The following is a 23,380-nucleotide window of genomic DNA, read 5'->3' on the forward strand; positions in this document are numbered from 1 at the left end:
CGACGATGCGCAAAATCTATGTGGCCGGGCATCGCGGAATGGTCGGTGGCGCTATTCTGCGTCGCCTGCAGGACCGGCAGGCCAAGGGTGAGGCGCTGGAGCTGATCACCCGCACCCATGCTGAACTTGATCTGACCGATCAGTCTGCGGTGCGTGGTTTCATGCAGGACCAGCAGCCCGATGTGGTGATTCTGGCTGCAGCCAAGGTTGGTGGTATCCACGCCAACAACACCTATCCCGCAGATTTCATTTACAAAAACCTGATGATCGAATGCAACGTGATCCATCAGGCTTTTGAGGCCGGGGTGAGGCATCTGCTGCAGCTGGGCAGCTCTTGTATCTATCCGCGCGCGGTGGCGCAGCCGATGCCCGAGAACGCGTTGCTGACCGGCGTGTTGGAGCCTACGAACGAACCGTATGCGGTCGCCAAGATCGCCGGGATCAAGTTGTGCGAAAGCTACAATCGCCAGCATGATGTTGATTACCGCTCGGTCATGCCGACCAACCTCTATGGCCCCGGCGACAATTTTCACCCTGAAAACAGCCATGTGTTGCCGGCCCTGATCCGCCGCTTCCACGAGGCTCAGCGCGACGGGCTGGACGAGGTGGTCATCTGGGGCACAGGAAAGCCACGGCGTGAGTTTTTGCACGTGGACGATATGGCCGAGGCTTCGCTGTTTGTGCTTGATTTGCCGCGCGATGTCTATGCGGCGAACACCCAGCCTATGCTCAGTCATATCAATGTAGGCTGCGGTCAGGATGTCTCGATAGCCGAGCTGGCTGGCATGATCGCTCAAATCACTGGGTTTACCGGGCGTATCACGCAGGATGTCAGCAAACCTGACGGCACAATGCGCAAGCTGATGGATGTCTCACGTCTGGCCGAGATGGGATGGCGCGCACGCATCGGTCTTGAGGATGGGCTCCGCGAAACCTATGCGTGGTTTCTGGAGCAGGCCGATGAGGATTTGCGCGCCAGCTGAGTTTGGAGGTGTCGCCTAGAACCAGCGCCCGATGGCGGTGACCGCTGGCACCAGAGCTGTTGCATCATTTGTCACTGACATTACCTGCAGGGTTGCTTGCGTGGGGGTCGGTTCGTCAAATCCCACAAAGCGTCCAACAGCGCCGCCATTGCCGCTGAGCGCGGGTGCGCTGCCTGCCGCGAAAGCGGTCGGAAAGTCCCAAACCATTGATGTGCTTGCAAAAACGGCCCCTGCGCCTGTGGCACAGGCCACAGCGGCCAGCTGCGCGGTGCAGATTTGGGTGCCGTCTGCAAAGCGCACATAATCGCCGTTGGCATTGCTGCCGCGTTCGATGACGGCCCCCGTGGGCGCGCCGCTGGTTTCCGAAACGGCCCCCAGCAGATTGCCTGGCCCGTATCCAAAATCTGCGCGCATCAGACGCCCGGTTGTGGTGTCATCGGCGCTGGTTTGAATCGCGGCACCACTGGCCACGCCGCTTGTCGGATCAAAGCTCAGCGCGTCGGTCCAGCTGCCGCCATCGGCTGAAACCTTGATCGAAAATCCGGTGTTCCCGGCAAGGCCCATTTCCGCGTGGCCGGTCCAGTTCGACTGAAACAGCAGGGATGCCGTATCGCCATCGCTGGCCTTGTTGATTTTAAGCTGGTGCCCGTTGCCCTCATGGCTCAGCAAAGTTGCCGGGCCCCGAACGGACAGGCGGTTGGTGTTGTCATAGCCGGTTGCTACGCCAACACCGGGCAGGTTCTGTGTCGAAACCGGCGGATCAATCCAACCCGCACCGTCCCAGATTTTGGGTTGGCCAGACTGCAGGTCCCAGGCGCGCCAGCCCGCACCCGGCACAACAAAATGCCATGCGTTGTCCAGCCACGCGGCCAATTCCCTGCCATGACCAGCCCATTCGCCGGTTGGCGATGCACCCAGTGCGTGGGTCTCGCCCTGCTCGGGCACTGCGGGAGGGGTGGTTGCATCGATGGACGCGACGCTCAGCTGGACCACCAGATCCAGCTGCCGCAGCGCCTCGTTATGAGTGACATGTTTTTGCGCCTGAGACGGTTGCAGAAAGGGCAAATTCAGACGGGGCGAGTTTTGTGACATGGGCATCCTCCTGTGGCTGTCGGTCCGACACTGTCGTCGCGCGCCACCCTGCGGTGGAAGCTATGAAGCCTGCCTGACCCGCTCGAACTGGCTGGAAAGATTTTGTTAAGCGCAAATCTCCTAACTGGAAACAAAGCCGCGCTTTCGTTCGGTTTGTGATCGAATTGGTCCCGGCGTTGTTTGTCGTGATTCTCAAGAATCAAAAAAAAGCGGCTCTTGAGGCCGCTTTGATCTGCCGAGCGCAGAGGCTCATCAGTTGCGTGCGTAGACGTCCTCGTAGCGGATGATGTCATCCTCGCCCAAATAAGACCCGGTTTGCACCTCGATCAGAACCATGGGAACTTTGCCGGGGTTCTCCATCCGATGCACTGCACCCAACGGAATATAGACCGATTGATTTTCGCTCACGAGGCGGACCTGATCGTCGATGGTGACCTTTGCGGTCCCCTCGACCACTATCCAATGTTCCGAGCGGTGATGATGCGACTGCAGGCTCAGCGATGCGCCGGGGTGTACGTGAATGCGTTTCACCTGGAACCGCTGACCAACAACAAGGCTTTCGAACCAACCCCAAGGACGGTGATCAACCGGCAGTGACTCAGCCTGACTTGCGCCTTTTTCCTTAAGCGCGGCCACCGCCTGTTTCACGTCCTGCGCTTTGTCCATGCTGGCCACCAGAACGGCGTCAGGCATCGCAACCGCGATCAGGTTCTCGAGCCCCATCGCGACCACCTCTTGCGCCGGGGATTCAGAACGCACCAACACGTTGCGGCAGTTGATCGTCGTCACTTCGCCGGTGGTTGCGACACCATCGGCGTTAGGGGCGCTCAGCTCCTGCACGGCTGACCAGCTGCCGACGTCCGACCAACCTGCAGCATAAGGAACAACGCTGAGGTTGCTTGCCTTCTCCATCACGGCGTAGTCGATCGAGATATCTTCGACCTTGCCCCAGGACGGCGGATCCAGCCGTAGAAAACCCAGATCAGCCTCGGCCTCGCTGACGGCCTGTTGCACCGGGTCCAGCAGGGCAGGGGCGTGTTTTTCGAACGCGGTGATGATGTCGCGCACCGCAAACAGAAAGATGCCGGAGTTCCATAGATAGTTGCTCTCGGCAACCATCGACTTGGCCTGATCCAGATCAGGCTTTTCGACGAAGCGGTCCAGCGGCACGGTCGCACCTGATGCATCCGGCATGGTGTTCAGTTTCAGATAGCCATATCCGGTTTCCGGCCGGTCCGGTGTGATGCCAAAGGTCACAAGATCGCCCCGTTCGAGAATTGTTTTTGCACCTTGGGCAACGGCGGCGTGAAAGGCATCGCTGTCTGGAACAACGTGGTCCGAGGGCGCTACCAACATCAAACCATCCGGATCGGATTTGGCCAGATACAGCGCGGCGGCCAGAATGGCCGGGGCCGTGTTGCGCCCCTCGGGTTCGATCAGAATCGGGCCGGGATCCACACCGATCCCGGTCAGTTGCTCGGTGACGATAAAGCGGAAGGCTTCGTTCGTCAGAATCACGGGGCGGGCATAAGGCGCGTCTGCAGGGCCACGCATCCTTTCCGCGCAGTCCTGCAGCAGGCTTGTTTCACCGGTGAGCGGGACAAACTGCTTGGGATAGCTTTTCCGAGACAACGGCCACAATCGTGTACCCGAGCCACCGCAGAGAATGACAGGATAGACATTGTTCATGGCGCACGTACCCATTGACTGATCTAGGGCAACCTATCGCAAGGATCATCACAAAGGTGAAGTGGCTTGGGCTACTGAGCTGCCCGAGTCGTTGCAACAATATCATGCAAGAACTGGTTCAGGTCATCGCGAAGGTCAGGGCGAGCCAGCGCAAAGGCAACCGTTGCCTGAAGGAAGCCCGATTTCGATCCGCAATCGAACCTTTCTCCTTTGAAGCGATACCCGTAGACTGGCACGCCATTTCCGACATCTTCAGCGATCGCATCGGTGAGTTGAATTTCACCGCCGCTTCCTTCTTTGAGCTGGTTGAGATTGTTCAGGACAGACGGTTCGAGAATATAGCGGCCGATAACTGCAAGATTCGATGGCGCGTCTTGGGGGGCGGGTTTCTCCACCATACCCTTGGCCCGCACTACAGCGCCCATATCCTCCGCGACATCGAGAACCCCGTAAGAACTGGTTTGCTCGGGTGTTACTTCCATAGTCGCGACCATGTTCCCGCCGGTTTCCTGATAGGCCTCAACCATTTGCTGCAGGCAGGCTGTATCGCCCGCGATGACATCGTCGGGCAACATTACGGCAAAGGGCTCATCGCCAATCAAGCGACGGGCACACCAGACGGCATGGCCAAGTCCTAGAGCCTTGTGCTGGCGAATGTAGGCTATCGCACCACTTTCCATATTGGTCGCGTTGAGCTCTTGCAGAAGGTCTTTCTTACCCTTTTCCTGCAGCGTTTTCTCAAGCACCAGATTGTGGTCAAAGTAATCTTCCAGTGCGGACTTCCCGCGTGATGTAACAAAGATGAATTCTTTGATCCCTGCTGCGCGCGCTTCGTCGATGGCGTATTGCACCAGCGGGCGGTCAACCAGGGTCATGATCTCTTTTGGAACCGATTTTGTCGCTGGCAGAAACCGTGTGCCAAGCCCGGCAACGGGAAAAATCGCCTTGGTGACCTTGCGTGTCATGTTACCTCTCAAACTCAATTACTGGCCCGGTAATAGTCCTATGTCCGGGGTTTCCTCTTAGGCCTTGAAACCAAATCAATCAACATCGCTTGCCAGCATGGGCAAAAACCAACCAAAAAGTGCCATTTTGCGGCTGCAGAGTCAAAGTTAGGCAGGTGGGGTTCGGTAGAATAAAGCCGTTTCGTTGGGGTTTCGGACCTAATCTGCACTCAAATTGATCTGCGCGGATTTATGCCCGCAGTTTGCAGATCGAGCTCTGAGGGCGTGGTTTTGCCCCAGAGCTTTGATCAGCAGCTCTGAGGTTCGGCATCAGCTATTGGCCATGATCGTCTCCAGCGGGTCATGTTCAGCGACAAAGTGGTCGGGCGCGACCTGACTTAGACGCGGAACATAATCGATCTGACCGGCTGACAATCGGCTGGGCAGGAAGCGTAACGCGGCTTTCGGGTCCAGTGGCGACGGAAGCTCGCCTGGCAGTTTCAGCCTTTGGCGGCTGCGTTCGACGTCCGGGTCCGGGATCGGTACTGCCGAGATCAACGAGCGAGTGTAGGGGTGAACCGGTTCTGAGCAGATCACCTCACCATCACCCAGTTCGACAATCCGACCCAGATAGAGGACCATGATTCTGTTCGATATGGCGCGCACAACCGAAAGATCATGGCTGATGAAGATCATCGACAGCCCGAACTCCTGCTGCAATTCGCGCAGCAACTCGATGATTTGCGCCTGAATCGAAACATCCAACGCCGAGACGGCCTCATCGCAGATAATGAGCTTGGGCTTGTTGATCATCGCGCGTGCAATGCCGACCCGCTGGTTCTGCCCGCCAGACAGTTCATGCGGATAGCGGTTGATCATGTTTGCCTTCAGGCCCACCCGCTCCATCATAGCGGCGACCATCTCTTTGCGCTCACGCTCTGTCAGATCGGGCCGGTAGGTTTTCAGAGGTTCCGCAATCGAAGCCGAGATCGTCATACGCGGATCAAGGCTGGCCAGCGGATCCTGGAACACGATCTGCAGATCCTTGCGGTATTTGTTCAGCTCGGCTCGTTTGAGGCCCACGATAGGATGGCCCAGCCAACTGACACTGCCGGCGCTAGGTTCGATCAGCTGCAGAACCGCACGGGCCAATGTGGACTTGCCGCAACCGGACTCGCCCACAACACCCAGCGTTTCGCCCTTGCGTATATCAAAGCTGACGCCGTCAACTGCCTTCAGCGGCACTTTATGACCAAAAAGCCCGCCTGAAATATGGATCGGGAAATGCACCTTGACGTCATCGACCTTCAGGAGCGGCTCTTGATCCTTGCCCAGTGCCTTTGGCGCGTCACCTGCATCGATCCGGGGCATCGCCTCAAGCAGCGTGCGGGTATACGCGTGCTGCGGGGATCGGAAAATGTCATGCGTATTGCCCGCCTCTACAAATTCTCCCATGCGCATAACCTGGATGCGATCGCACATGCGGGCCACGACGCCCATGTCGTGGGTGATCAGAGCAATCGCGGTGCCTTCGTCCTTTTGCAGGCGGACCATGAGGTCCAGAATGTCGGCCTGCACTGTGACATCCAGCGCGGTTGTGGGTTCATCCGCGATCAATAGCTTGGGATTACACAGCATCGACATGGCGATCATCACGCGCTGGCGCATCCCGCCCGAGAGCTCATGCGGATATTGGTCCAAGCGCCGCGCGGCCTCGGGGATGCGGACACGGTTCAGCCACTCAAGACAGCGCTGGCGCGCGGCCGAGCCCTGCAGACCTTCGTGAATCTGCAGCACCTCGCGCATTTGCTGGCCTACCCGCAGATGCGGGGTGAGGGCGGTCAGCGGATCCTGAAAGATCATGCCGACATCCGCGCCGCGGATCTTGTTCAGCTTGTTCACTGGCAGGTTCAGGATTTCGTTGCCATTCAGCAGCGCCGATCCTGACGCGTGCCCGGCTGAGGGTAGCAAACCCATCGCAGCCATGAAGGTCTGGCTTTTGCCCGACCCGCTTTCGCCCACGATGCCCAAACACTCTCCCGGGTTGATGTCGAAACTGATGCCTTTGACGGCCTCGACCACGCCATCGGGGGTGTCGAACCGGACGCTCAGGTCTTTTACGGAAAACAGGCTCATATCAGCGATCCTTCGGGTCCAGAGCGTCACGCAAACCATCGCCGATGAAGAACATGGTGATGATGATGGCTACATAGAATGTCAGGGGGAACATCAGCTGCCACAAGGTGCCATAACTCATCGTGCCAGCCCCTTCGGCGATCAGACGCCCCAGCGAGGTGTAGGGTTCCGAAATCCCAAGACCCAGGAACGAGATAAAGCTTTCGGTCAGGATCATTTCGGGCACCAGCAGCGATGCATAGACGATCACCACGCCCAGAAGGTTGGGCAGGATGTGGCGATACATGATGGTGAACTCGCTGACACCAGCGGCACGGGCGGCCTCGATGAATTCACGGTTTTTCAAGGTCAGGGTCTGTCCCCGGACGATCCGCGCCATGGTCAGCCAGCCCACCGCGCCAAGCGCAATGAATAGCATGAAAAACGAGCGCCCCGCCACAACCAGAAGTAAGATGATCACCAGCGTTGCCGGGATCGCGAGCAGGATGTCAACAAAGCGCATCATGACACTGTCAGTACGACCCCCGATATAGCCCGCGGCGATGCCATAGCAGGTGCCAACGATCAGCGCCGTCGCGGCCCCGATCAGGCCCACCAACAGCGAGGTTGTCGTCGCCTGAATGACTCGGCTGTACAGGTCGCGCCCCAGATCATCGACGCCGAAATAATGCCCGCTCTCGACTGAGGGCATGCCCATGCCGCGCACGTCGCCCATGACGTTCCAGTCGATCTCTTCGTTGTTCCAGACGGCGAAATAGGGCCCAAGGATCGTGAACAGCACGATCAGACCCAAGATAAAGACGCTGGCCATTGCGGCCTTGTTGCGCACGAACCGCATCCGCGCGTCCTGCCAGAGTGAACGCCCCTGAATGACCGTGTAATCTGTGATTTCCTCGGCCAGATGGGCGGCTTTTTGTGATTTTCCAAGCATAGCCAGCCCCTCAGTACCGGATTTTCGGATCGAACCAGGCATAGGCCAGGTCTGTCAGCAGATTCACGATGACGGTCAGCGCTCCGTACAGGATCGTAACCCCCAACAGCACCGCATAGTCCCGCGACAGGGCCGAGCCAACATAGGCCTGCCCCAGCCCGCCGGTCGAGAAATAGATGTCGACGAAGACGGAACCCGTCAGCACATAGACGAAGACTGGACCTAGATAGGAGACGACGGGCAACAGCGTAGGTTTCAAAGCATGGCGCCAGATGACGGTTCTGGTGGGTAGTCCTTTTGCACGAGCGGTGCGGATGAAGTTTGAGTTCAGAACCTCCAGCATCGACGACCGTGTTATCCGCGCGATTGAGCCCATATATGACGTCGCCAGCGCGATCACGGGCATGATCAGATATTGCCACTGACCTCCGTTCCAGCCACCGCCGGGCAGCCATCCCAGCCACAGGGTAAAGGTCAGGATTAGGATCGGACCCATGATGAAGTTCGGCAGCGCTTGCGCAGCAATGCCCAGACCCACAGCGAAATAGTCGATCCAGCTGTTGTGCTTGATCGCAGCCGCAATACCCAGGCTGACGCCGATGAGGGTGGCCACCAGAAACGACAGCGATCCATAGGTCAGCGAGATTGGAAAGCCTTGGGCGATGATGTCATTGACGTCGCGGTCCTTGAACTTGAAGGACGGGCCAAAATCGAAATGCACCACGATGTTATAGAGGTAATCCCAAAGCTGTTTCCACAACGGCTGATCCAGCCCATAGCGCGCCTCGATATTGGCCAGGACCTGCGGTGGCAAAGGCCGTTCTGAGGTGAAAGGCCCTCCGGGCGCGAAGTGCATTAGGAAAAAACAGGCGACGATCAGCAATAGGATCGTCGGAATGGCGACCAGCAGTCGCCGCAAACTATAGGCAAGCATTTGATGCCCCCATTGTTATTGGCCCTGCCCCAGACAGTTCCGGGGCAGGGCGCGGTCCAAAGACGATTACTCGGCGATCTTGTAGAGGTTCTTCGAGTACCAGTTCTGCTCGACGTTGTTCACCGGCCAGTTCCCAACATCGCTGTCCATCATATAGACGCCTGCGTAGTGATAGATTGGGATCACCGGGGTTTCCTGCGCGATGATACGCTCAACCTCTGTGTACAGAGGGGCCGGATCGTCCGAGGTTTTGGCCTCGGCCAACAACTCGTCGATGCGGGCGTTGGCATATTTGCCGTCGTTGTAGCCCGAATCCGACTGCAGTAGATCAAGGAAGGTGGAGGCTTCGTTATAATCACCACACCATGCACCACGGGCGAGATCGAAATTCTGGTTGCCGCGTTCTTCCAGGAAAACCTTCCACTCCATATTGGCCAGTTCAACCTGAACACCCAGTTTTTGCTTCCACATCTGGCTGACGGCAACAGCGATCTTTTTGTGCGCTTCGTCTGTGTTGTACACCATCTCAAAACTCAGCGGATTGCCCGCGTCGTAACCTGCTTCGGCCAGCAGCTCCTTGGCCAGCTCGTCGCGTTCGCCTTGGCTCATGGACGCCATCTCTACGGCGGGAACTGTAAAACCAGCGGTCGCTTCCGGCACAAATGTAAAGGCCTGAGGTTCACCACCCGCCTTAACTTTTTCCGTGATGATGGCGCGATCTACTGCCAGCGAGAGAGCTTGGCGTACCTTCGGGTCCTTGAACGCTTCGGGGCCGCTGTCTGAGACGTTGAAGGTGTAGTAGTAGTTGCACAGACGCGGAAAGCTGATGGCTTCTTCCGGATGCTCTTGTTGCAGACGTGGAAACTGTCCGGCCGGAATTTCAGTGCGGTCCAGTTCACCCGCCAGATAGCGGGTCAGGGCGACGTTCTCATCATTAATAACCAGGGCCACAACTTTTTCGATGATGGTGTTGTCGTTGTCCCAATACATCTCGTTACGCTCACGTACCGAGCGTTCCTGCGGCAGATGCTCGGTCAGGACATAGGCACCGTTTGAGACAATGTTTGCGGGCTTCGTCCAGGCGTCGCCAAACTCTTCGATCACTTTCTGCGGTGCCGGGAAAGTTGTCGAATGCGTGGTCATCTGTGGGAAATAGGGCAGGGGTGCACTCAGACGGACTTCCAGTGTTTTGTCATCAATGGCTTTGACGCCCAGCTCGTCCACCGGTTTTTCGCCGGCAATAATGGCGGCTGCGTTTTCGATCGACATCAGTTCCATGAACCAAGCGTAGGGAGAGGACAGTTCGGGATCAACGGCACGTTTCCAGGCGTAGACAAAATCGTCCGCTGTGACCGGATCACCGTTTGACCATTTGGCTTCATCGCGCAGGGTGAAGGTATATACATCCTTGGTGTCATTGACGTCAAAGCTCGAGGCGACGCCGGGAACCAGATTGCCGTCTTCATCCTGGTTCATAAGACCTTCGAACAGGTCGCGGACGATTTCAGCGCCGGTTACGTCTTCGACCACCTGCGGGTCGACCGAGCTGTGCTCGTCCAGAACGCGGTAGGTAAAGGTCTGATCATCGGCCAGCGCCTCACCGGTGTCGGGGTGTGTGCCTGCGGCCAGTGCTGCGTTGGTGATAAAGGTCGAGGTCAGCAACCCCGCCAGCGATGTGCGAATGATTTTGTTCATGGTCTTACTCCCGTTTTTTGGTGGTGGTGCCGTTGCAAAAAACTGCGCTTTGTCGGCCCACATTGGTTGTGTGTCCCGTTTCCGCCGGGTCTCGGCTTTGATCTGGATCGGTTTGAGGTACAAAATTTCCGGGCCAACGGCCCGGCACTCGGACGAGATCAGTGAGAGAAACAGGGTCTTCACTGCGTGAAAACCTGTCACTTTTTGTCTGATTAGGAAAGGTGCGTTGGCAAAATCGGAGCCGTAGGTTCGATCCTAAAGGCTACGCCCTGCAACTTTGAAAGAATGTTTTGAGATATGCTGTCATGGTGACATTTTCGTGAAGCTGCGTGTGCTGATCACGTGTCGAAACGACGAAACGCCGCACGAATCAGCGGCTCAATTGAGCTTTCATTCGGGCCTCGGGAAAGCACGTCGCGGGCTGTCCAGAACCTTCCTGCCAGCGCCCGATAGAGCGGCGGGTTTTGAAACCGGGCAGCCCGTCTGCACCACCGACATCATGCCCCATCTGCTCCAGGGCGCGCTGCATGGCGGCGATGTCCGAGCGATACATGGTGTCAACCTTGCCCCAGCGCCCGTTGAAGTCTCCCATGCCGTACTGAATGCGATCCCCGACATGGCCGACAAAAAGGGCATAGAGGTCACTGGTGTTATAGTCCTTCAGGACATAGAAATTGGGTGTGACGATAAAGGCAGGGCCGCTTCGCCCGGCTGGCATCATCAAATACCCTTCGGCGGTCAGTTCATGGGCCGGAAACGCTTTGCCAGAGCTGCGCGTGATCCCCATTGCAACCCAATCCCGGATGGGCCGTCCCTGATCGGGGCCTTCCAAAGTGCAAGAGACCGAGGCGGGGACCGAGACCTCAAACCCCCAATCGCGCCCGCGCACCCATCCGTGTCTGGCAAGATAGTTCGCGATAGAGGCAAGCGTGTCATCCGCGGACCCCCAGATATCGGCGCGCCCGTCTCCATTGCCGTCCGCTGCATAGTTCAGAAAGCTTGACGGCATGAATTGCGGCTGCCCCAGCGCGCCCGCCCAGCTGCTTTTCATCGCCTGCCCGGACAGGTGCCCGGCTTCGGCGATCTGAAGGGCGGCAATCAGTTCTTGCGTGAAGTACTCGGCCCGCGTGCTCATGAAACCCTTGGTGCCAAGGACCTGAAAGGCATCGTGGCGGATCGGGACCTGTCCATATCCGCTCTCACGGCCCCAAATGGCCAGAATGATGCGGGCGGGCACGCCGGTTTGTGCCTCAATACGGCTGAGGGTCCGGGCATGCCGGCGGGCCATTTTCCAACCAACCGAGGTCGCGCCTTGCACGGACCCGGCATTGAAGTATCGACTGGGCGCGCCAAATTCTGCTTGGCGCTGGCGTTTTGGTGTGCCCGCAGGGCTGCCGGGCGGCACCAGATCAGGCAGGTCCCAATTCAGGGTAACATTGGCGAAGGCTCTGTCCATGGTTTGGCGCGACACGCCCTTGGCACGGGCCTGTGGCCATATTTCCTGCTGCAGCCATGTCTGGAACTGCCGTTCAATTGCAACGCGATCTTGCGCGATGGCGCTGGTCGCACTCATCATCAGGCTGAGAAGAAATAAGACAATACGCATCGCTCAAAGATCTCGCGTGGCTTGGGTTGCAAGTCAACGGCTGTCTGACCGAGGCCCTGAATAAATCCCCGGTTGAGCAATTGCGGCGCCCGGCAATCACCAATTTAGAAAAAACCTTGAGAAATTGTGTGACTCTGCCGATAGTTGGGCGAATACGACGGCATGAAAAAAGGACGGGCGGGCGTGAGCATTTTCAGGATGTCCCCTGCAACGGTGCCGGTACTGGCGGCATTGGCAATTGTGGTCGCGTCAGCCCAGATGGCTGGCGCCAGCGACAGCTTTATGGATCCGCAAGGGCCAATCGCTGCCGTTCAGAAAACGCATCTGTTGCGCGCCACCGGCCTGATCCTGATCGCGGTTGTCCCGGTGCTGATTCTGGTTCCGTTGATCGCCTTCCGTTATCGCCGGCGCAGGGGGGGGCAGGCCGCGTATCGGCCCGATTGGGATTTTTCGGCAAAGCTGGAGTTTCTGATGTGGGGCGTTCCGGTGGTGATTGTTGCCATCTTGTCCTTTTACCTCTGGAAAGCGACTCACCGTCTGGACCCCTATACTGCCCCTTTCGGAGAAGAACCCGCCCTGCGTGTGCAGGTGGTTGGTTTGGACTGGAAATGGCTGTTCATCTATCCCGATCTGGGCATCGCAACCGTGGGTGAGATGGGCATTCCCGTCAAACAGCAGATTGCGATGACGCTGACCACCGACACGGTCATGCAGTCTTTTATGATCCCGGCGCTTGCCGGTCAGATCTACGCGATGCCGGGGATGACAACGCAGCTGCATCTGGTTGCGGATCACGCCGAGACAATGCAGGGCGAGAACACGCAATATAACGGGCGCGGCTTCACCAAGCAGAAGTTCCAGACAATTGCGATGCAGCCCGGCGATTTCAACGCCTGGGTCGATGGGGTGAATTCAAACGGAACTCTGCTGACGCCCGAGATTTATCAGACGCTGGCGATGCGCACTGACCGGGACGAAGTTCAGGCGGCGCTCGGCACCGCGCAGATGCCCGCGGATGCCTTGTATTTCAAACTGGATGACGGCGATCTGTTTCACACGATCCTGCACCGGTATCATAGCGGCCAGCCGCTGCCCTTGTATCAGCAACCGGGAACGACCGCGTATGGTCAGGAGGCGCAGCAATGACATCCACAGATACCGGTTTCTTTGGTCGTCTGAACTGGGATGCGTTTCCGATTGCCGGTCTTTTGCGCGACCCGAATGCAAATGAAATCGTCGCCAATACTGCCGCTGGAATTGTAATCATCGGCGTTGTTGCTGTTGTCGGGTTGCTGACATGGTTTCGTCTGTGGGGGCCGCTCTGGCGCGATTGGCTGACCAGTGCAGACCACAAAAAGATCGGCATCATGTATATCGTCTTTGCGATTGTCATGCTGGCGCGCGGGGTGTTGGAAGGCGTCGTGATGCGCGCGCAGCAGGCCGCAGGGCCGGGGGATGGCTTCCTCGAAGCGGAACACTTCGCCGAGCTGTTTAGCACACATGGCACGATCATGATCTTTTTCGTTGCGGTTCCCTTTGTCTTTGGTGTGGCGAACTTTCTGGTTCCGCTGATGATCGGGGCGCGGGATGTTGCCTTTCCCGTGATGAACCAGATCAGTCTGGGGCTGACGGTGTCCTCTGGCATGATGCTGATGGTCTCGCTGGTTGTGGGCGAGTTCTCGACCGGCGGCTGGACCGCCTACCCGCCCTATACAGGCGCTGCGTTCAATCCGGGCGTTGGGCCGGACTACTGGATTTGGGCCATCGTGGTCTCGGGTATCGGCACCACGCTTACGGGGATCAACTTTGCCGTCACCATCTATAAGCTGCGCGCGCCGGGGATGCATTTCATGCGTCTGCCGATGTATTGCTGGACGATCATCTGCAGCTCGATCCTGATTGTTTTTGCCATGCCCCCTCTGGGCGTGGCCGCACTGTTGCTGGCCGCTGATCGCTATCTGGATTTCCACTTCTTCACCAACGACCTTGGCGGCAACATGATGAACTACGCCAACCTGTTCTGGTTGTTCGGCCACCCCGAGGTCTATCTTCTGGTGCTGCCTGCTTATGGCATCTACTCGGAGGTCTTTGCGACCTTCTCAGCCAAGCGGCTTTATGGATACAACTCGTTGGTGATTGCGACCATGTCGATTGCGGTGATGTCGTTTACTGTCTGGCTGCACCATTTCTTTACCATGGGGCAAAGCGCGCTGATCAACGCGGTGTTCGGTATCGCCACAATGCTGATCGCCATTCCAACAGGCGTAAAAGTCTATGATTGGATGGCTACAATGTGGCGCGGGCGCATCCGGTTTTCGGTGCCGATGCTCTATGGTCTGGCCTTTTTGATGCTGTTTGTCATCGGCGGGCTCAGCGGAGTGATCCTGGCCAACCCAACCATCGACTATCAGGTCCACAACACGCTGTTCTTGGTGGCGCATTTCCACAATGTGCTGTTGCCGGGCGTGCTGTTTGGCCTGTTGGCGGGCTATAACTATTGGTTCCCAAAGGCCTTTGGCTTCCGCCTGAACGAATACTGGGGTCGGGTGACCGTGGTGCTATGGACTGTCGGCTTCATGTTGACTTTCCTGCCGCTTTATTTTGTGGGCCTGATGGGTATGCCGCGGCGGTCGTTCAGTTGGGAAGACCCAAGCTTTCATCCCTATATGATCGTTGCCGTGCTCGGCGCGCTGGTTATCCTCGCGGCGCTGCTGTCTGTGCTGGTGCAGCTGTGGGTCAGTATCCGCGACCGAGAGAAAACCCGCGTCCCGGTGGGCGATCCATGGGATGCACGGACGCTGGAGTGGTCCATCCCGGCCCCGCCGCCGCCCTATAACTTTGCGATCATCCCAAACGTGACGGACCGCGATAACTTTGCCGCAGCCAAAGAGCGTGGTGATGCCTATCCAACCCCGGATGCCTACGAAGACATCGTGATGCCGCGCAACACACCGATTGGCTTTGTTTTGTGTGTCTTCAGCGGCGTCTGGATGTTTGCGCTGGTGTGGTGGATTTGGTGGCTGGCCGCATTGATGACCGTTTTGCTGATCCTGTCGCTTATCATCTGGAGTTTTGACACCGATACCGAAGAGGTCATTCCCGCCGAACAGGTGCGGAAGGATCACGAGGCATGGCTGGCGCTGGCGCACAGCGCTGTGGCTGTTGACCGCGATCATGAAACGATGCCCGAGAACAAAGGGCTCGCCCGACCCGATATGGAGGCTGTCACATGAGACGCGCGCCCTCTCATAGCTATCCCGGTCTGAATCTGGGCGAGGATCACGCCAGTGCTCATAGAGCCAGTGAAGTTGTCACCTTCGGCTTTTGGGTCTTCTTAATGAGCGATCTGGTCTATTTTGGCCTCATGTTCGCGATCTATATTACGATGATCGACGCACAGGCGGGCGGGCCGGGGCCGCATGAGCTGTTTGACCTCAAAAGCATCTTTGCCCAGACCCTGATCTTGTTGACCAGCAGCCTGACCGTTGGGCTGGCGATGCTGGCGCTGAAGTATAACCTGCCGCGCGCACGGATCGTGCTGTGGTTCGGCGTGACGCTTGTGCTGGGGATCAGCTTTCTGGCGCTGGAAATCCGCGACTTTATCTCGATGGCGGAAAAAGGCGGCATCCCGCAGCGCAGCGGTTTCCTGTCGGCCTTCTATGGTCTGGTCCCGTTGCACGGTCTGCATGTGGCGGCAGGCTGCATATGGCTGATCGTGCTGGGCATTCAGCTGCGGGTGATGGGGATGACGGACCTCGTGATCTCGCGCGTGGTGCGGCTGGCGCTGTTCTGGCACTTCCTCGACCTGATCTGGATCGGCATCATCACCATCGTCTATTTCGGAGGGCTGACTTATGGATAAGCGCACCGAGATGCACCGGCGCGAACGCCGCCGCTATGTTATCGGTTATGGCGGGTCACTGCTGCTGACGCTGCTGGTCTTTGCCGTCGCCTATCATTTTGGGATCGAAACCACAGGGGTCTATCTGGCGATTGGCTTGCTGGGTCTTGCCCAGTTGATCGTGCAACTGGTCTATTTCCTGCATATCGACCGCCGGCGCAGCAGCCGTGAGGATCTGGACCTGATCCTGTTTTCAACCCTTGTTCTGCTGATCATCATTGGGGGCACGGTCTGGATTCTGGGCAACCTTGCGCTGCGCATGCATATGCACGTGATGTAGCTGTTGGAATAATGCGGCCTCAGTGCGGGTTTTAAAAGGCGCTCATCACGCCCAGTCCCAGCCAGAGGGCGATCCAGCACAGCGACAGGCTCAGCAGGATGTTCCCGGCGGCAAGTGCAAGCGTCCGTTCGCGATGCAATTGCAGCGATTGATAGGCAAAGCTGGAGAAGGTTGTGAAGCCGCCGCAAAAGCCAAAGACCAGCCGCTTTTCCTGTTCGCCCATATGGACCGACCCTCCCAGATAGCCGATCCATAGGCCCAGTAGCAGGCTGCCCAGCACGTTCACGACCAAGGTCGAAAACGGCAACTCGTGGGCCAGCAGGCGCGCCAGCCAGTGCCGCAGAACCGCACCCAGACCACCGCCAAGGCCAAACATGGCATGCAAATATAGATCGCTCATTGGCGGTGCCTTTCGGATTGAAACCGGCGCCCCACCGCCTCGCCTGCGATAGCGGCGCCAAGGCCAAGGAAGATTTCCGCGGCGATGGCTATGAGGACCGACCAGCCACTGTTTTCGGCAAGACGCTCAAGTTCGGCGACAAAAGACGAAAACGTAGACAACCCGCCGCAAAACCCAACCGCGCCCAGATGCAACACATGGGCATGCACCTTGTGCCTGATTGCATAGAGCCAGCCCAGTATGAAACAGGCCACTATATTGACGCCAAAGGTGGCTGTCAGAAAGGGCGCGCCGGGGATGTTGTGGGCAAACGTCTCGCGCAGAAGCGAGCCAGCCGCCCCGCCGACAAAAACCGCCGCATACATCAGGGCTCGGTCACCTCGCGAAGAAGCTGATTGCGTCACTCTTATCTGCCCTGCCGAACCATGTTGTTGCTTTGGGATATCGTCTGCCAATACGCGGATCAACCGGTACCGCTTGCGTCACGCCGTTTGACGATGGTTCACAAAATCACGCGGTAGTGCGCTAACCGGTTCAAACCTATGCCATTCTGGGCCAAGATGCGTATCAACGGTTGGCCAGAACAGCGGCTGAATCGCCGGTGACTCAGAGGCGCCCCGACAACGGTGCCCTCCAGGGAGAGTAAGATGATCGTACGCAGACTCTATTATGTGCTAAGCTATGTGGTGCTGCCACTGACGGTGGTTTTGGGGCTGTATTGGCCGCCCGCGCATCTGTTTCTGATCATTCTGGTTCCCTACGCAGTTGTCGGGCTCTACGACATGCTGACGACCAAGCATAACGTGCTGAACAACTACCCGGTTCTGGGACACTTTCGATACATGCTTGAGTTTGTCAGCCCGGAAATCCGTCAGTATTTTGTAGAAACCAATGAAAGCGGCAGGCCATATAATCGAATTATACGCAGTTTGGTCTACTCGCGGGCAAAGGGCCAGGTCGACACTCAGGCCTTTGGGACGCAGTACGATATCATGAGTGCTGGATATCACCGCACCAATCACTCGCTGGCCCCAAAACATGTCGCCGAAAGCGAAGAGCGGATCATGCTGGGCGGCCCGCAATGCGAAAAACCCTACAACGCGTCCCGTCTGAATGTCTCAGCCATGAGCTTTGGCGCGCTCAGCGCAAACGCGATCAAAGCGTTAAATGGTGGGGCCCGCGACGGCGGTTTTGCGCATAACACCGGCGAGGGCGGGCTGTCCCCGCACCATCTGGCCGAGGGCGGCGACATCATCTGGCAGATCGGTACGGGCTATTTTGGCTGCCGGACCGCCGAGGGTGGCTTTGACAAGGACAAGTTCGCCGAAAAGGCGCATAAAGACATAGTTAAAGCCATCGAAATCAAACTGTCTCAGGGGGCGAAACCCTCGCATGGCGGCGTGTTGCCTGCCGCCAAGGTAGATGAGGAAATCGCTGAGATACGCGGTGTACCCGTGCATCAGGATGTGATCTCACCACCTACCCATTCCGCCTTTGATGGACCCACCGGTCTGATGAATTTTGTGCAGCATCTGCGTGAGATGTCGGGCGGCAAACCTGTTGGGTTCAAACTGTGCATCGGGCGGCCATCTGAGTTCATGGCGATCTGCAAGGCAATGTTGGAAACCGGCATTCTGCCAGATTTCATAACGGTGGACGGGGCCGAAGGCGGCACAGGCGCGGCGCCGGTTGAGTTCACAAATCGTCTAGGCATGCCTTTGAATGAGGCTTTGATATTCGTGAACAACTGCCTGCGCGGTGTCGGCTTGCGCGACCAGATCAGGATCATTTGTTCGGGCAAGGTTGCCACTGGTTATGACATGATCGAGAAATGCGCCTTGGGTGCCGATATGTGCAACGCCGCAAGGGCCATGATGTTTGCCGTCGGCTGCATTCAGGCGCTGCACTGCAACACCAACCGTTGCCCCTCCGGTGTCGCCACGCAGGATCCGATCCGCGGGCGCGCCGTGAATGTGCCTCAGAAACGCAAGCGGGTGCATCGATTCCATGATGCAACGCTTGAAAGCTTTCGCGAACTTTTGGGCGCAATGGGCAAAGAAAAGGTCTCAGACCTGCACCCGTCAGATATCCGTCGCCGCACATCGGATGAGCGGGAGTATTCTTATGCCGAGCTGTACACTTTGCTCGAAGACGGGGCGTTGCTGGATGACGCCGCCCCCGAGATTTATGCTCACGAGTGGAAGGCCGCCACAGCAAGCCATTTTTGAAAACGCAGAAAAATTTCGGGCGCTGCCAAGGATCACGGTTTGGCATGCGTCTTATGATCTGAGATGCGTATGATGACATCGGATGAGGACCTGGCGCAGGCCGCTGCCAGTGGTGACGCAGATGCGTTTGCCACGCTATTGGCGCGTCACTATGATCGCATGTTTCGCCTGGCCTTCCGGCTGACGGGGCGTGCAGATGCGGCCGAGGATCTGACGCAGGATATCTGCGCCGCCTTGCCCGCCAAGATTGCGGGCTTCCGGGCGCAGTCAAAGTTCACGACCTGGTTGTATCGTGTTGTGGTCAATGCAGCTGAAGACACCCGGCGCAGACAGGCCAGCCATGCCCGCGCCGCCACCGGATGGGGTGACGTTGAAAAGATGCGCCGGGCTGAGGCGGCAGAAACTGCCGAAGCACTGGATTGGTTGCAACGCGCAATGAATGATCTGCCAGAGGAGCTCCGCGCGACCCTGGCGCTGACGCTGGAAGATGAAATGACCCATGCTCAAGCCGCCGCCGTTCTGGGTGTGTCCGAGGGCACCATCTCGTGGCGGATGTCAGAAATCCGCAAACGCCTGCGCGCCATGAAACAAAAGGAGCTTGCGCAATGAGTGATGAGCTCGACGATCTAAAAACCCTGATGGATGCGGCAACACCCGCGCCTGACGCGCAGCGCCGTGCAGAAAATCTGGCGCGGGCGCAGAAAAATTTTGCGCAGGCCCAAGGATCACTTGCCGGCGCGCGTCCTACTGTCAAGCGAGGCCGGATGGTCCGCATGACAGAAGGAGTGAAATCTATGTTGAATGCCCTTTCCCATCGCGGTGCGTTGGCTGCCACAACGGCGATTGCTGCCGTCGCAATGGTGATGGTTATCCCGCAGACGCGCGACATTGTGCTGTCTCCGACCTCCACGGGGGCCGAGGCCCTGTTGGATGTGGAAATCAGAACGGCTGCGCCCGAGGTTCCGTTGGTTGACGACGCTGGCGCGCGGGCCGAAGCCGATCTGGCCGCGCCGGTTATGGAGGCACCTTTGATCATTGAAGAGGCCGTCGCCCCCACCGCCAAACGTCGGCAGGGCGCGGTCGCGGGGCTGGGTGCGTCGGCCGAGTTGTCTCACGCGGTCCCCGTGCCGGATTATGTCGCACCGCAGGAACAGAATACCGAGAGCTTTGCCAATGCCGACACCAATCCGCTGAAGATCACTGCGGAAGACCCGGTTTCGACCTTCTCGATTGATGTCGACACAGCCGCCTATTCCATTGTGCGCTCATCTTTGATGAATGGTTATTTGCCACCGAAAGAGGCGGTGCGGGTCGAAGAGATGGTGAACTATTTCCCCTATAAGTACCCCGCGCCCGAAGGGGACGTGCCGTTCAAGCCCACAATCACCGTTACGCCCACACCCTGGAACGACGGCACGCAACTGGTGCATATCGGCATTCAGGGCGCTCTGCCTGAGATCGAAGATCGCCCGCCGCTGAATCTGGTGTTCCTGATCGACACGTCCGGTTCGATGCAGGACCCGAACAAGCTGCCGTTGCTCAAACAGTCGTTCCGCCTGCTGCTGTCCGAATTGAGGGATGAGGATCAAGTGTCCATCGTCACCTATGCAGGCAGCGCCGGACAGGTGCTGGAGCCGACGTCGGCCTCGGAACGCAGCAAGATCCTTGCCTCTCTGGAACAGTTGGAGGCAGGTGGAGGCACCGCCGGACAGGCCGGTTTGCAGCAGGCTTATCAGGTGGCGGAAGAGATGTCAGAGGACGGCGAGGTGACCCGCGTGATTCTGGCAACTGACGGGGATTTCAACGTCGGTCTATCCGATCCTGACGCTTTGGAAGACTTCATTGCAGATAAGCGCGACAGCGGCACGTTCCTCAGCGTTCTGGGCTTTGGCCGTGGCAATCTGGATGACGCGACGATGCAGGCGCTGGCGCAGCATGGCAACGGGCAGGCAGCCTATATCGACACGCTGGGCGAGGCGCGCAAGGTTCTGGTCGATCAGCTCACAGGGGCTTTGTTTCCCATCGCCAATGATGTGAAGATTCAGGTTGAGTTCAACCCGTCTCAGATCGCCGAATACCGGCTGATCGGATATGAGACCCGTGCCCTGCGGCGCGAGGATTTCTCGAATGACAAGATCGACGCCGGCGATATCGGGGCTGGTCACAGTGTCACCGCGATTTACGAGGTCACGCCGGTTGGCTCTGACGCGATCCGCAACGGTCCGCTGCGCTATGCCGCGCAGGAGGCCACCGAAGGGTCCGCAGAGCTGGGGTATCTCAAGCTTCGCTACAAAACGCCCGGTGCCGCACAGAGCCAATTGCTGGAACAGCCCATTCTGCCGGGGCAGGGCGCTGTTTCAGATGATGTGCGGTTTTCCTACGCAATTGCCGGGTTCGGCCAATTGCTAAGGGGCGGAGAGTATCTGGGAAGCTGGTCCTATGACGACGCCATTGCCTTGGCCAATGCCGCCAAAGGGACCGATCCTTTCGGCTATCGGGCCGAGGCTGTGACATTGATGCGTCTGGCCGAGACATTGTCCCAGTGACCCAAGCGGCTGCCGCCTTTGCGGCAGTCGTGCCGATTTAGTTGACCGTGTTTCTTGGATTGTTTGCAGCGTGCGTATTGATTTTGCGCACGCTCCATTCCACTGAATCCCGCATTGTGCGGCCCAATGCCAGATCGAAGGCTTCAACAAGGTCAGACGTCTGATCGCTGGCCGAAACCACGCTTTCGCTGAACGAACTGGACGCAATGATCTTGTCTTCGAACTCGTCAATGATCTTGATGTTCAGCCGCACCTCGATCCGGACCGTTTTTGCGTTTTCGGTCTCGGCAATTACGATGCCCTGGAACTCGCGCAGGTCAGGAACGATCGTATAGTCCGCGCGCAGGCCGACGGTTGATTTCCCAACAGCAGACACCTTGTTGCTGTTCTCATAGCTTTCAACCAGCAGCGACTGCACGATCAGCGGCGCACGATCTACCCAACGGGCGCGCGGCAGGTATTGGACCTGCAATGCCGTCGGCTGCACGGCGATCTGATCGGTATTGACGGCTGCGGTTGCTGTTGGTTCTTCGACAACGATCTGCTTCTGGATGCGGGGAAGCGAAGAGGAAAACGTGCTTTTGGGTGTCAGCAGATACAGATCATTGGGCTGTGCCGCTTGCTTGAGTGTTCCTAAACCGGCGCAGCCGCCGAGCGATGTAATCGTCAGGACCAGAAACAGGGGCCTAATCATTGGCGAAACTCCGATGCTTGCGTGCCCAACAGGAAGCGCGCGGGATCACGCTCGACCTTATCCACCAGCCGGTCAAGGCTGATCACCAGTCGCTGAGATTCCTCGATGAAGCGAACAAACTGCGGCAGTCCGACTCGTAGGAAATCCGAGACCTGACGCTGGTTCTCCTCAACGATACCGTCGATGGTCCCCAGCAGTTTCGAAGCAGAGTTCGAAGCGCTCAGGACATCCGCTGAAATCTTGTCGAGCTTGTCAGTAACGTTGGCGACCGTCGAGGCAATCTGATTTGCCGCTTTGCGGATATCTGCCGCGACTGCCGCGACATCTTCGTCCATGACACGGTTGGCCGAGTCAAAGGCACGTTCAGCAGAGGCCAGCGTTCCCTTTGCCGTCTCCATCGTCGCGCTGATCGACCCCAGTGTTTTGTTCGCATTCACAAATGTCTCGGTCACCGTAGCCAGTGTCACGCCACCCTGTTCGGACAAACGTGTCAGATGTTCGGCCAGATTTGAGGCGCGCTGAATGAACGGCTGCAGATCCTGCTGGATCACACGATCGGCGGTGCTGAGCGTATCTTTGGCCTCATCCAGAGCTACTTTGGCAGAGTCTGATGCCGTTTTGATGCTTTTGAGCGTGTCCGTCCCGGTGGTCAGCGTGCTCTCTGCCGTGTCGGCCAGTTGATCCAGACGCTTGGTGAAGGCCCCGATTTCCTTGGCGGCCCCGCCCAGATCGCTGGACAGCGATTCAAAGTCCGACAGCGTTTTGTCCAACCGGCCGGAGGCAGAGGACAGATTCTGCAGAATGTCGGTGACGGCTTTGCGGTTTTCTTCATCCACAACGGAGTTTAACTCCTGCAACAGCGTGACCGCCTCATCCAGAACCTTTGGCGCGCCTTCGAACAAAGACTGAATGGCGCTGCGTTTGCTTTTGATGACACTGTCCTGTTCCAGGCGCTTTGCATTCGGTGAGCCGCCTGACAGCTCAACATAGCTGACACCGGTGACGCCCAGCGACTGAAGCTGTGCAATGGTTTCTTCGGTCACCGGGATACTGGCGTCGACTTCGATCCGAACGCGGACCTTGGAGGGGTCATCATCATCCAGATTCAAAGAAAGAACCTGACCGACCGGCAGGCCGTTGTAGCTGACGCCACCCGCCGCCGACAGGCCCGAGACATTGTCAAACAGAACATCGTAATAGGCGTACTGGCGCGTCACCTCAAATTTGGCCAACCAAAGGAAAAAGCCAAATGCGCAGAGGATGCCCGCTAGGGTGAATGCGCCGATGAGGGTATAGTTCGCTCGGGTTTCCATCGCCTCTA

General features: G+C 57.9%; 20 protein-coding genes. 8 read left to right on the forward strand and 12 right to left on the reverse strand.

All coding sequences use genetic code 11. The features are described from left to right. The first annotated feature begins 5 nt into the window (after nt 1-5). Nucleotides 6-983, forward strand: a complete 978-nt coding sequence (fcl, locus tag ACR0I7_RS11945) for a GDP-L-fucose synthase (protein WP_480511275.1) — start codon at nt 6-8, stop codon at nt 981-983. A 15-nt stretch (nt 984-998) separates the two neighbouring features. Here fcl and ACR0I7_RS11950 read toward each other — a convergent pair whose 3' ends face one another. The 8 genes from ACR0I7_RS11950 to ACR0I7_RS11985 form a co-directional block, all read right to left on the reverse strand. Continuing rightward, nucleotides 999-2,075 (reverse strand): DUF2793 domain-containing protein, encoded by a 1,077-nt coding sequence (locus ACR0I7_RS11950; RefSeq protein WP_480511277.1) that lies wholly within the window; start codon nt 2,073-2,075, stop codon nt 999-1,001. Nucleotides 2,076-2,327: 252 nt separating this feature from the next. Then, complete coding sequence (locus ACR0I7_RS11955; RefSeq protein WP_480511278.1) at nt 2,328-3,764, reverse strand: mannose-1-phosphate guanylyltransferase/mannose-6-phosphate isomerase; 1,437 nt, start codon at nt 3,762-3,764, stop codon at nt 2,328-2,330. A 71-nt stretch (nt 3,765-3,835) separates the two neighbouring features. Beyond that, nucleotides 3,836-4,729 (reverse strand): UTP--glucose-1-phosphate uridylyltransferase GalU, encoded by an 894-nt coding sequence (gene galU / locus ACR0I7_RS11960; protein ID WP_480511280.1) that lies wholly within the window; start codon nt 4,727-4,729, stop codon nt 3,836-3,838. 309 nt (nt 4,730-5,038) lie between these two features. Further along, a complete protein-coding gene (locus tag ACR0I7_RS11965; protein ID WP_480511282.1) occupies nt 5,039-6,844 on the reverse strand; it encodes an ABC transporter ATP-binding protein in 1,806 nt (601 codons plus the stop codon). Nucleotide 6,845: 1 nt separating this feature from the next. After that, nucleotides 6,846-7,775, reverse strand: coding sequence for an ABC transporter permease subunit (locus ACR0I7_RS11970; protein ID WP_480511284.1), 930 nt, complete (start codon nt 7,773-7,775; stop codon nt 6,846-6,848). Between the two features lie 10 nt (nt 7,776-7,785). Continuing rightward, a complete protein-coding gene (gene oppB / locus ACR0I7_RS11975) occupies nt 7,786-8,709 on the reverse strand; it encodes an oligopeptide ABC transporter permease OppB (protein WP_480511286.1) in 924 nt (307 codons plus the stop codon). A 66-nt stretch (nt 8,710-8,775) separates the two neighbouring features. After that, nucleotides 8,776-10,404: a peptide ABC transporter substrate-binding protein gene (locus ACR0I7_RS11980; protein ID WP_480511288.1), complete on the reverse strand. Its 1,629-nt coding sequence runs from the start codon at nt 10,402-10,404 to the stop codon at nt 8,776-8,778. Between the two features lie 370 nt (nt 10,405-10,774). Next, nucleotides 10,775-12,010 (reverse strand): lytic murein transglycosylase, encoded by a 1,236-nt coding sequence (locus tag ACR0I7_RS11985; RefSeq protein ID WP_480511290.1) that lies wholly within the window; start codon nt 12,008-12,010, stop codon nt 10,775-10,777. A gap of 183 nt (nt 12,011-12,193) precedes the next feature. Between ACR0I7_RS11985 and ACR0I7_RS11990 the strand changes: the two genes are divergently transcribed. The 4 genes from ACR0I7_RS11990 to ACR0I7_RS12005 are packed head-to-tail and all read left to right on the forward strand — an operon-like array spanning nt 12,194 to nt 16,191. Next, nucleotides 12,194-13,156: a cytochrome ubiquinol oxidase subunit II gene (locus tag ACR0I7_RS11990; protein WP_480511292.1), complete on the forward strand. Its 963-nt coding sequence runs from the start codon at nt 12,194-12,196 to the stop codon at nt 13,154-13,156. Beyond that, complete coding sequence (locus ACR0I7_RS11995) at nt 13,153-15,243, forward strand: cbb3-type cytochrome c oxidase subunit I (protein WP_480511294.1); 2,091 nt, start codon at nt 13,153-13,155, stop codon at nt 15,241-15,243. The genes ACR0I7_RS11990 and ACR0I7_RS11995 overlap by 4 nt, the downstream gene beginning before the upstream one ends. Further along, a complete protein-coding gene (locus ACR0I7_RS12000) occupies nt 15,240-15,872 on the forward strand; it encodes a cytochrome c oxidase subunit 3 (RefSeq protein ID WP_480511296.1) in 633 nt (210 codons plus the stop codon). The genes ACR0I7_RS11995 and ACR0I7_RS12000 overlap by 4 nt, the downstream gene beginning before the upstream one ends. Next, nucleotides 15,865-16,191 carry a cytochrome o ubiquinol oxidase subunit IV gene (locus ACR0I7_RS12005; RefSeq protein WP_480511298.1) on the forward strand — a complete coding sequence of 109 codons (327 nt, stop codon included), beginning with the start codon at nt 15,865-15,867 and terminating at the stop codon, nt 16,189-16,191. Before ACR0I7_RS12000 ends, ACR0I7_RS12005 begins: the two co-directional genes overlap by 8 nt. Nucleotides 16,192-16,222: 31 nt before the next feature. Here ACR0I7_RS12005 and ACR0I7_RS12010 read toward each other — a convergent pair whose 3' ends face one another. Together ACR0I7_RS12010 and ACR0I7_RS12015 are read right to left on the reverse strand one after the other, a co-directional pair. After that, nucleotides 16,223-16,591: a fluoride efflux transporter FluC gene (locus ACR0I7_RS12010; RefSeq protein ID WP_480511300.1), complete on the reverse strand. Its 369-nt coding sequence runs from the start codon at nt 16,589-16,591 to the stop codon at nt 16,223-16,225. After that, entirely contained in the window at nt 16,588-16,956 is a 369-nt protein-coding gene (locus tag ACR0I7_RS12015) for a fluoride efflux transporter FluC (protein WP_480511302.1), read from the reverse strand. Before ACR0I7_RS12015 ends, ACR0I7_RS12010 begins: the two co-directional genes overlap by 4 nt. Before the next feature lie 282 nt (nt 16,957-17,238). Here ACR0I7_RS12015 and ACR0I7_RS12020 point away from each other — a divergent pair, with 282 nt between their 5' ends. The 3 genes from ACR0I7_RS12020 to ACR0I7_RS12030 all read left to right on the forward strand — a co-directional run bounded on the left by ACR0I7_RS12020 (nt 17,239) and on the right by ACR0I7_RS12030 (nt 21,365). After that, nucleotides 17,239-18,819 carry an FMN-binding glutamate synthase family protein gene (locus ACR0I7_RS12020; protein ID WP_480511304.1) on the forward strand — a complete coding sequence of 527 codons (1,581 nt, stop codon included), beginning with the start codon at nt 17,239-17,241 and terminating at the stop codon, nt 18,817-18,819. Nucleotides 18,820-18,888: 69 nt separating this feature from the next. Beyond that, nucleotides 18,889-19,428: an RNA polymerase sigma factor gene (locus ACR0I7_RS12025; protein ID WP_480511497.1), complete on the forward strand. Its 540-nt coding sequence runs from the start codon at nt 18,889-18,891 to the stop codon at nt 19,426-19,428. 29 nt (nt 19,429-19,457) lie between these two features. Continuing rightward, on the forward strand, nt 19,458-21,365 hold the full coding sequence (locus tag ACR0I7_RS12030) for a vWA domain-containing protein (RefSeq protein ID WP_480511499.1): 1,908 nt from the start codon (nt 19,458-19,460) through the stop codon (nt 21,363-21,365). Nucleotides 21,366-21,402: 37 nt separating this feature from the next. Here the strand turns inward: ACR0I7_RS12030 and ACR0I7_RS12035 are convergent, their stop codons facing one another. Beyond that, nucleotides 21,403-22,059: an ABC-type transport auxiliary lipoprotein family protein gene (locus ACR0I7_RS12035; protein ID WP_480511306.1), complete on the reverse strand. Its 657-nt coding sequence runs from the start codon at nt 22,057-22,059 to the stop codon at nt 21,403-21,405. Beyond that, nucleotides 22,056-23,372, reverse strand: a complete 1,317-nt coding sequence (locus tag ACR0I7_RS12040; RefSeq protein WP_480511308.1) for an MlaD family protein — start codon at nt 23,370-23,372, stop codon at nt 22,056-22,058. Before ACR0I7_RS12040 ends, ACR0I7_RS12035 begins: the two co-directional genes overlap by 4 nt. Nucleotides 23,373-23,380 lie beyond the last annotated feature (8 nt).

Source organism: Ruegeria sp. AM1 (assembly GCF_056540745.1).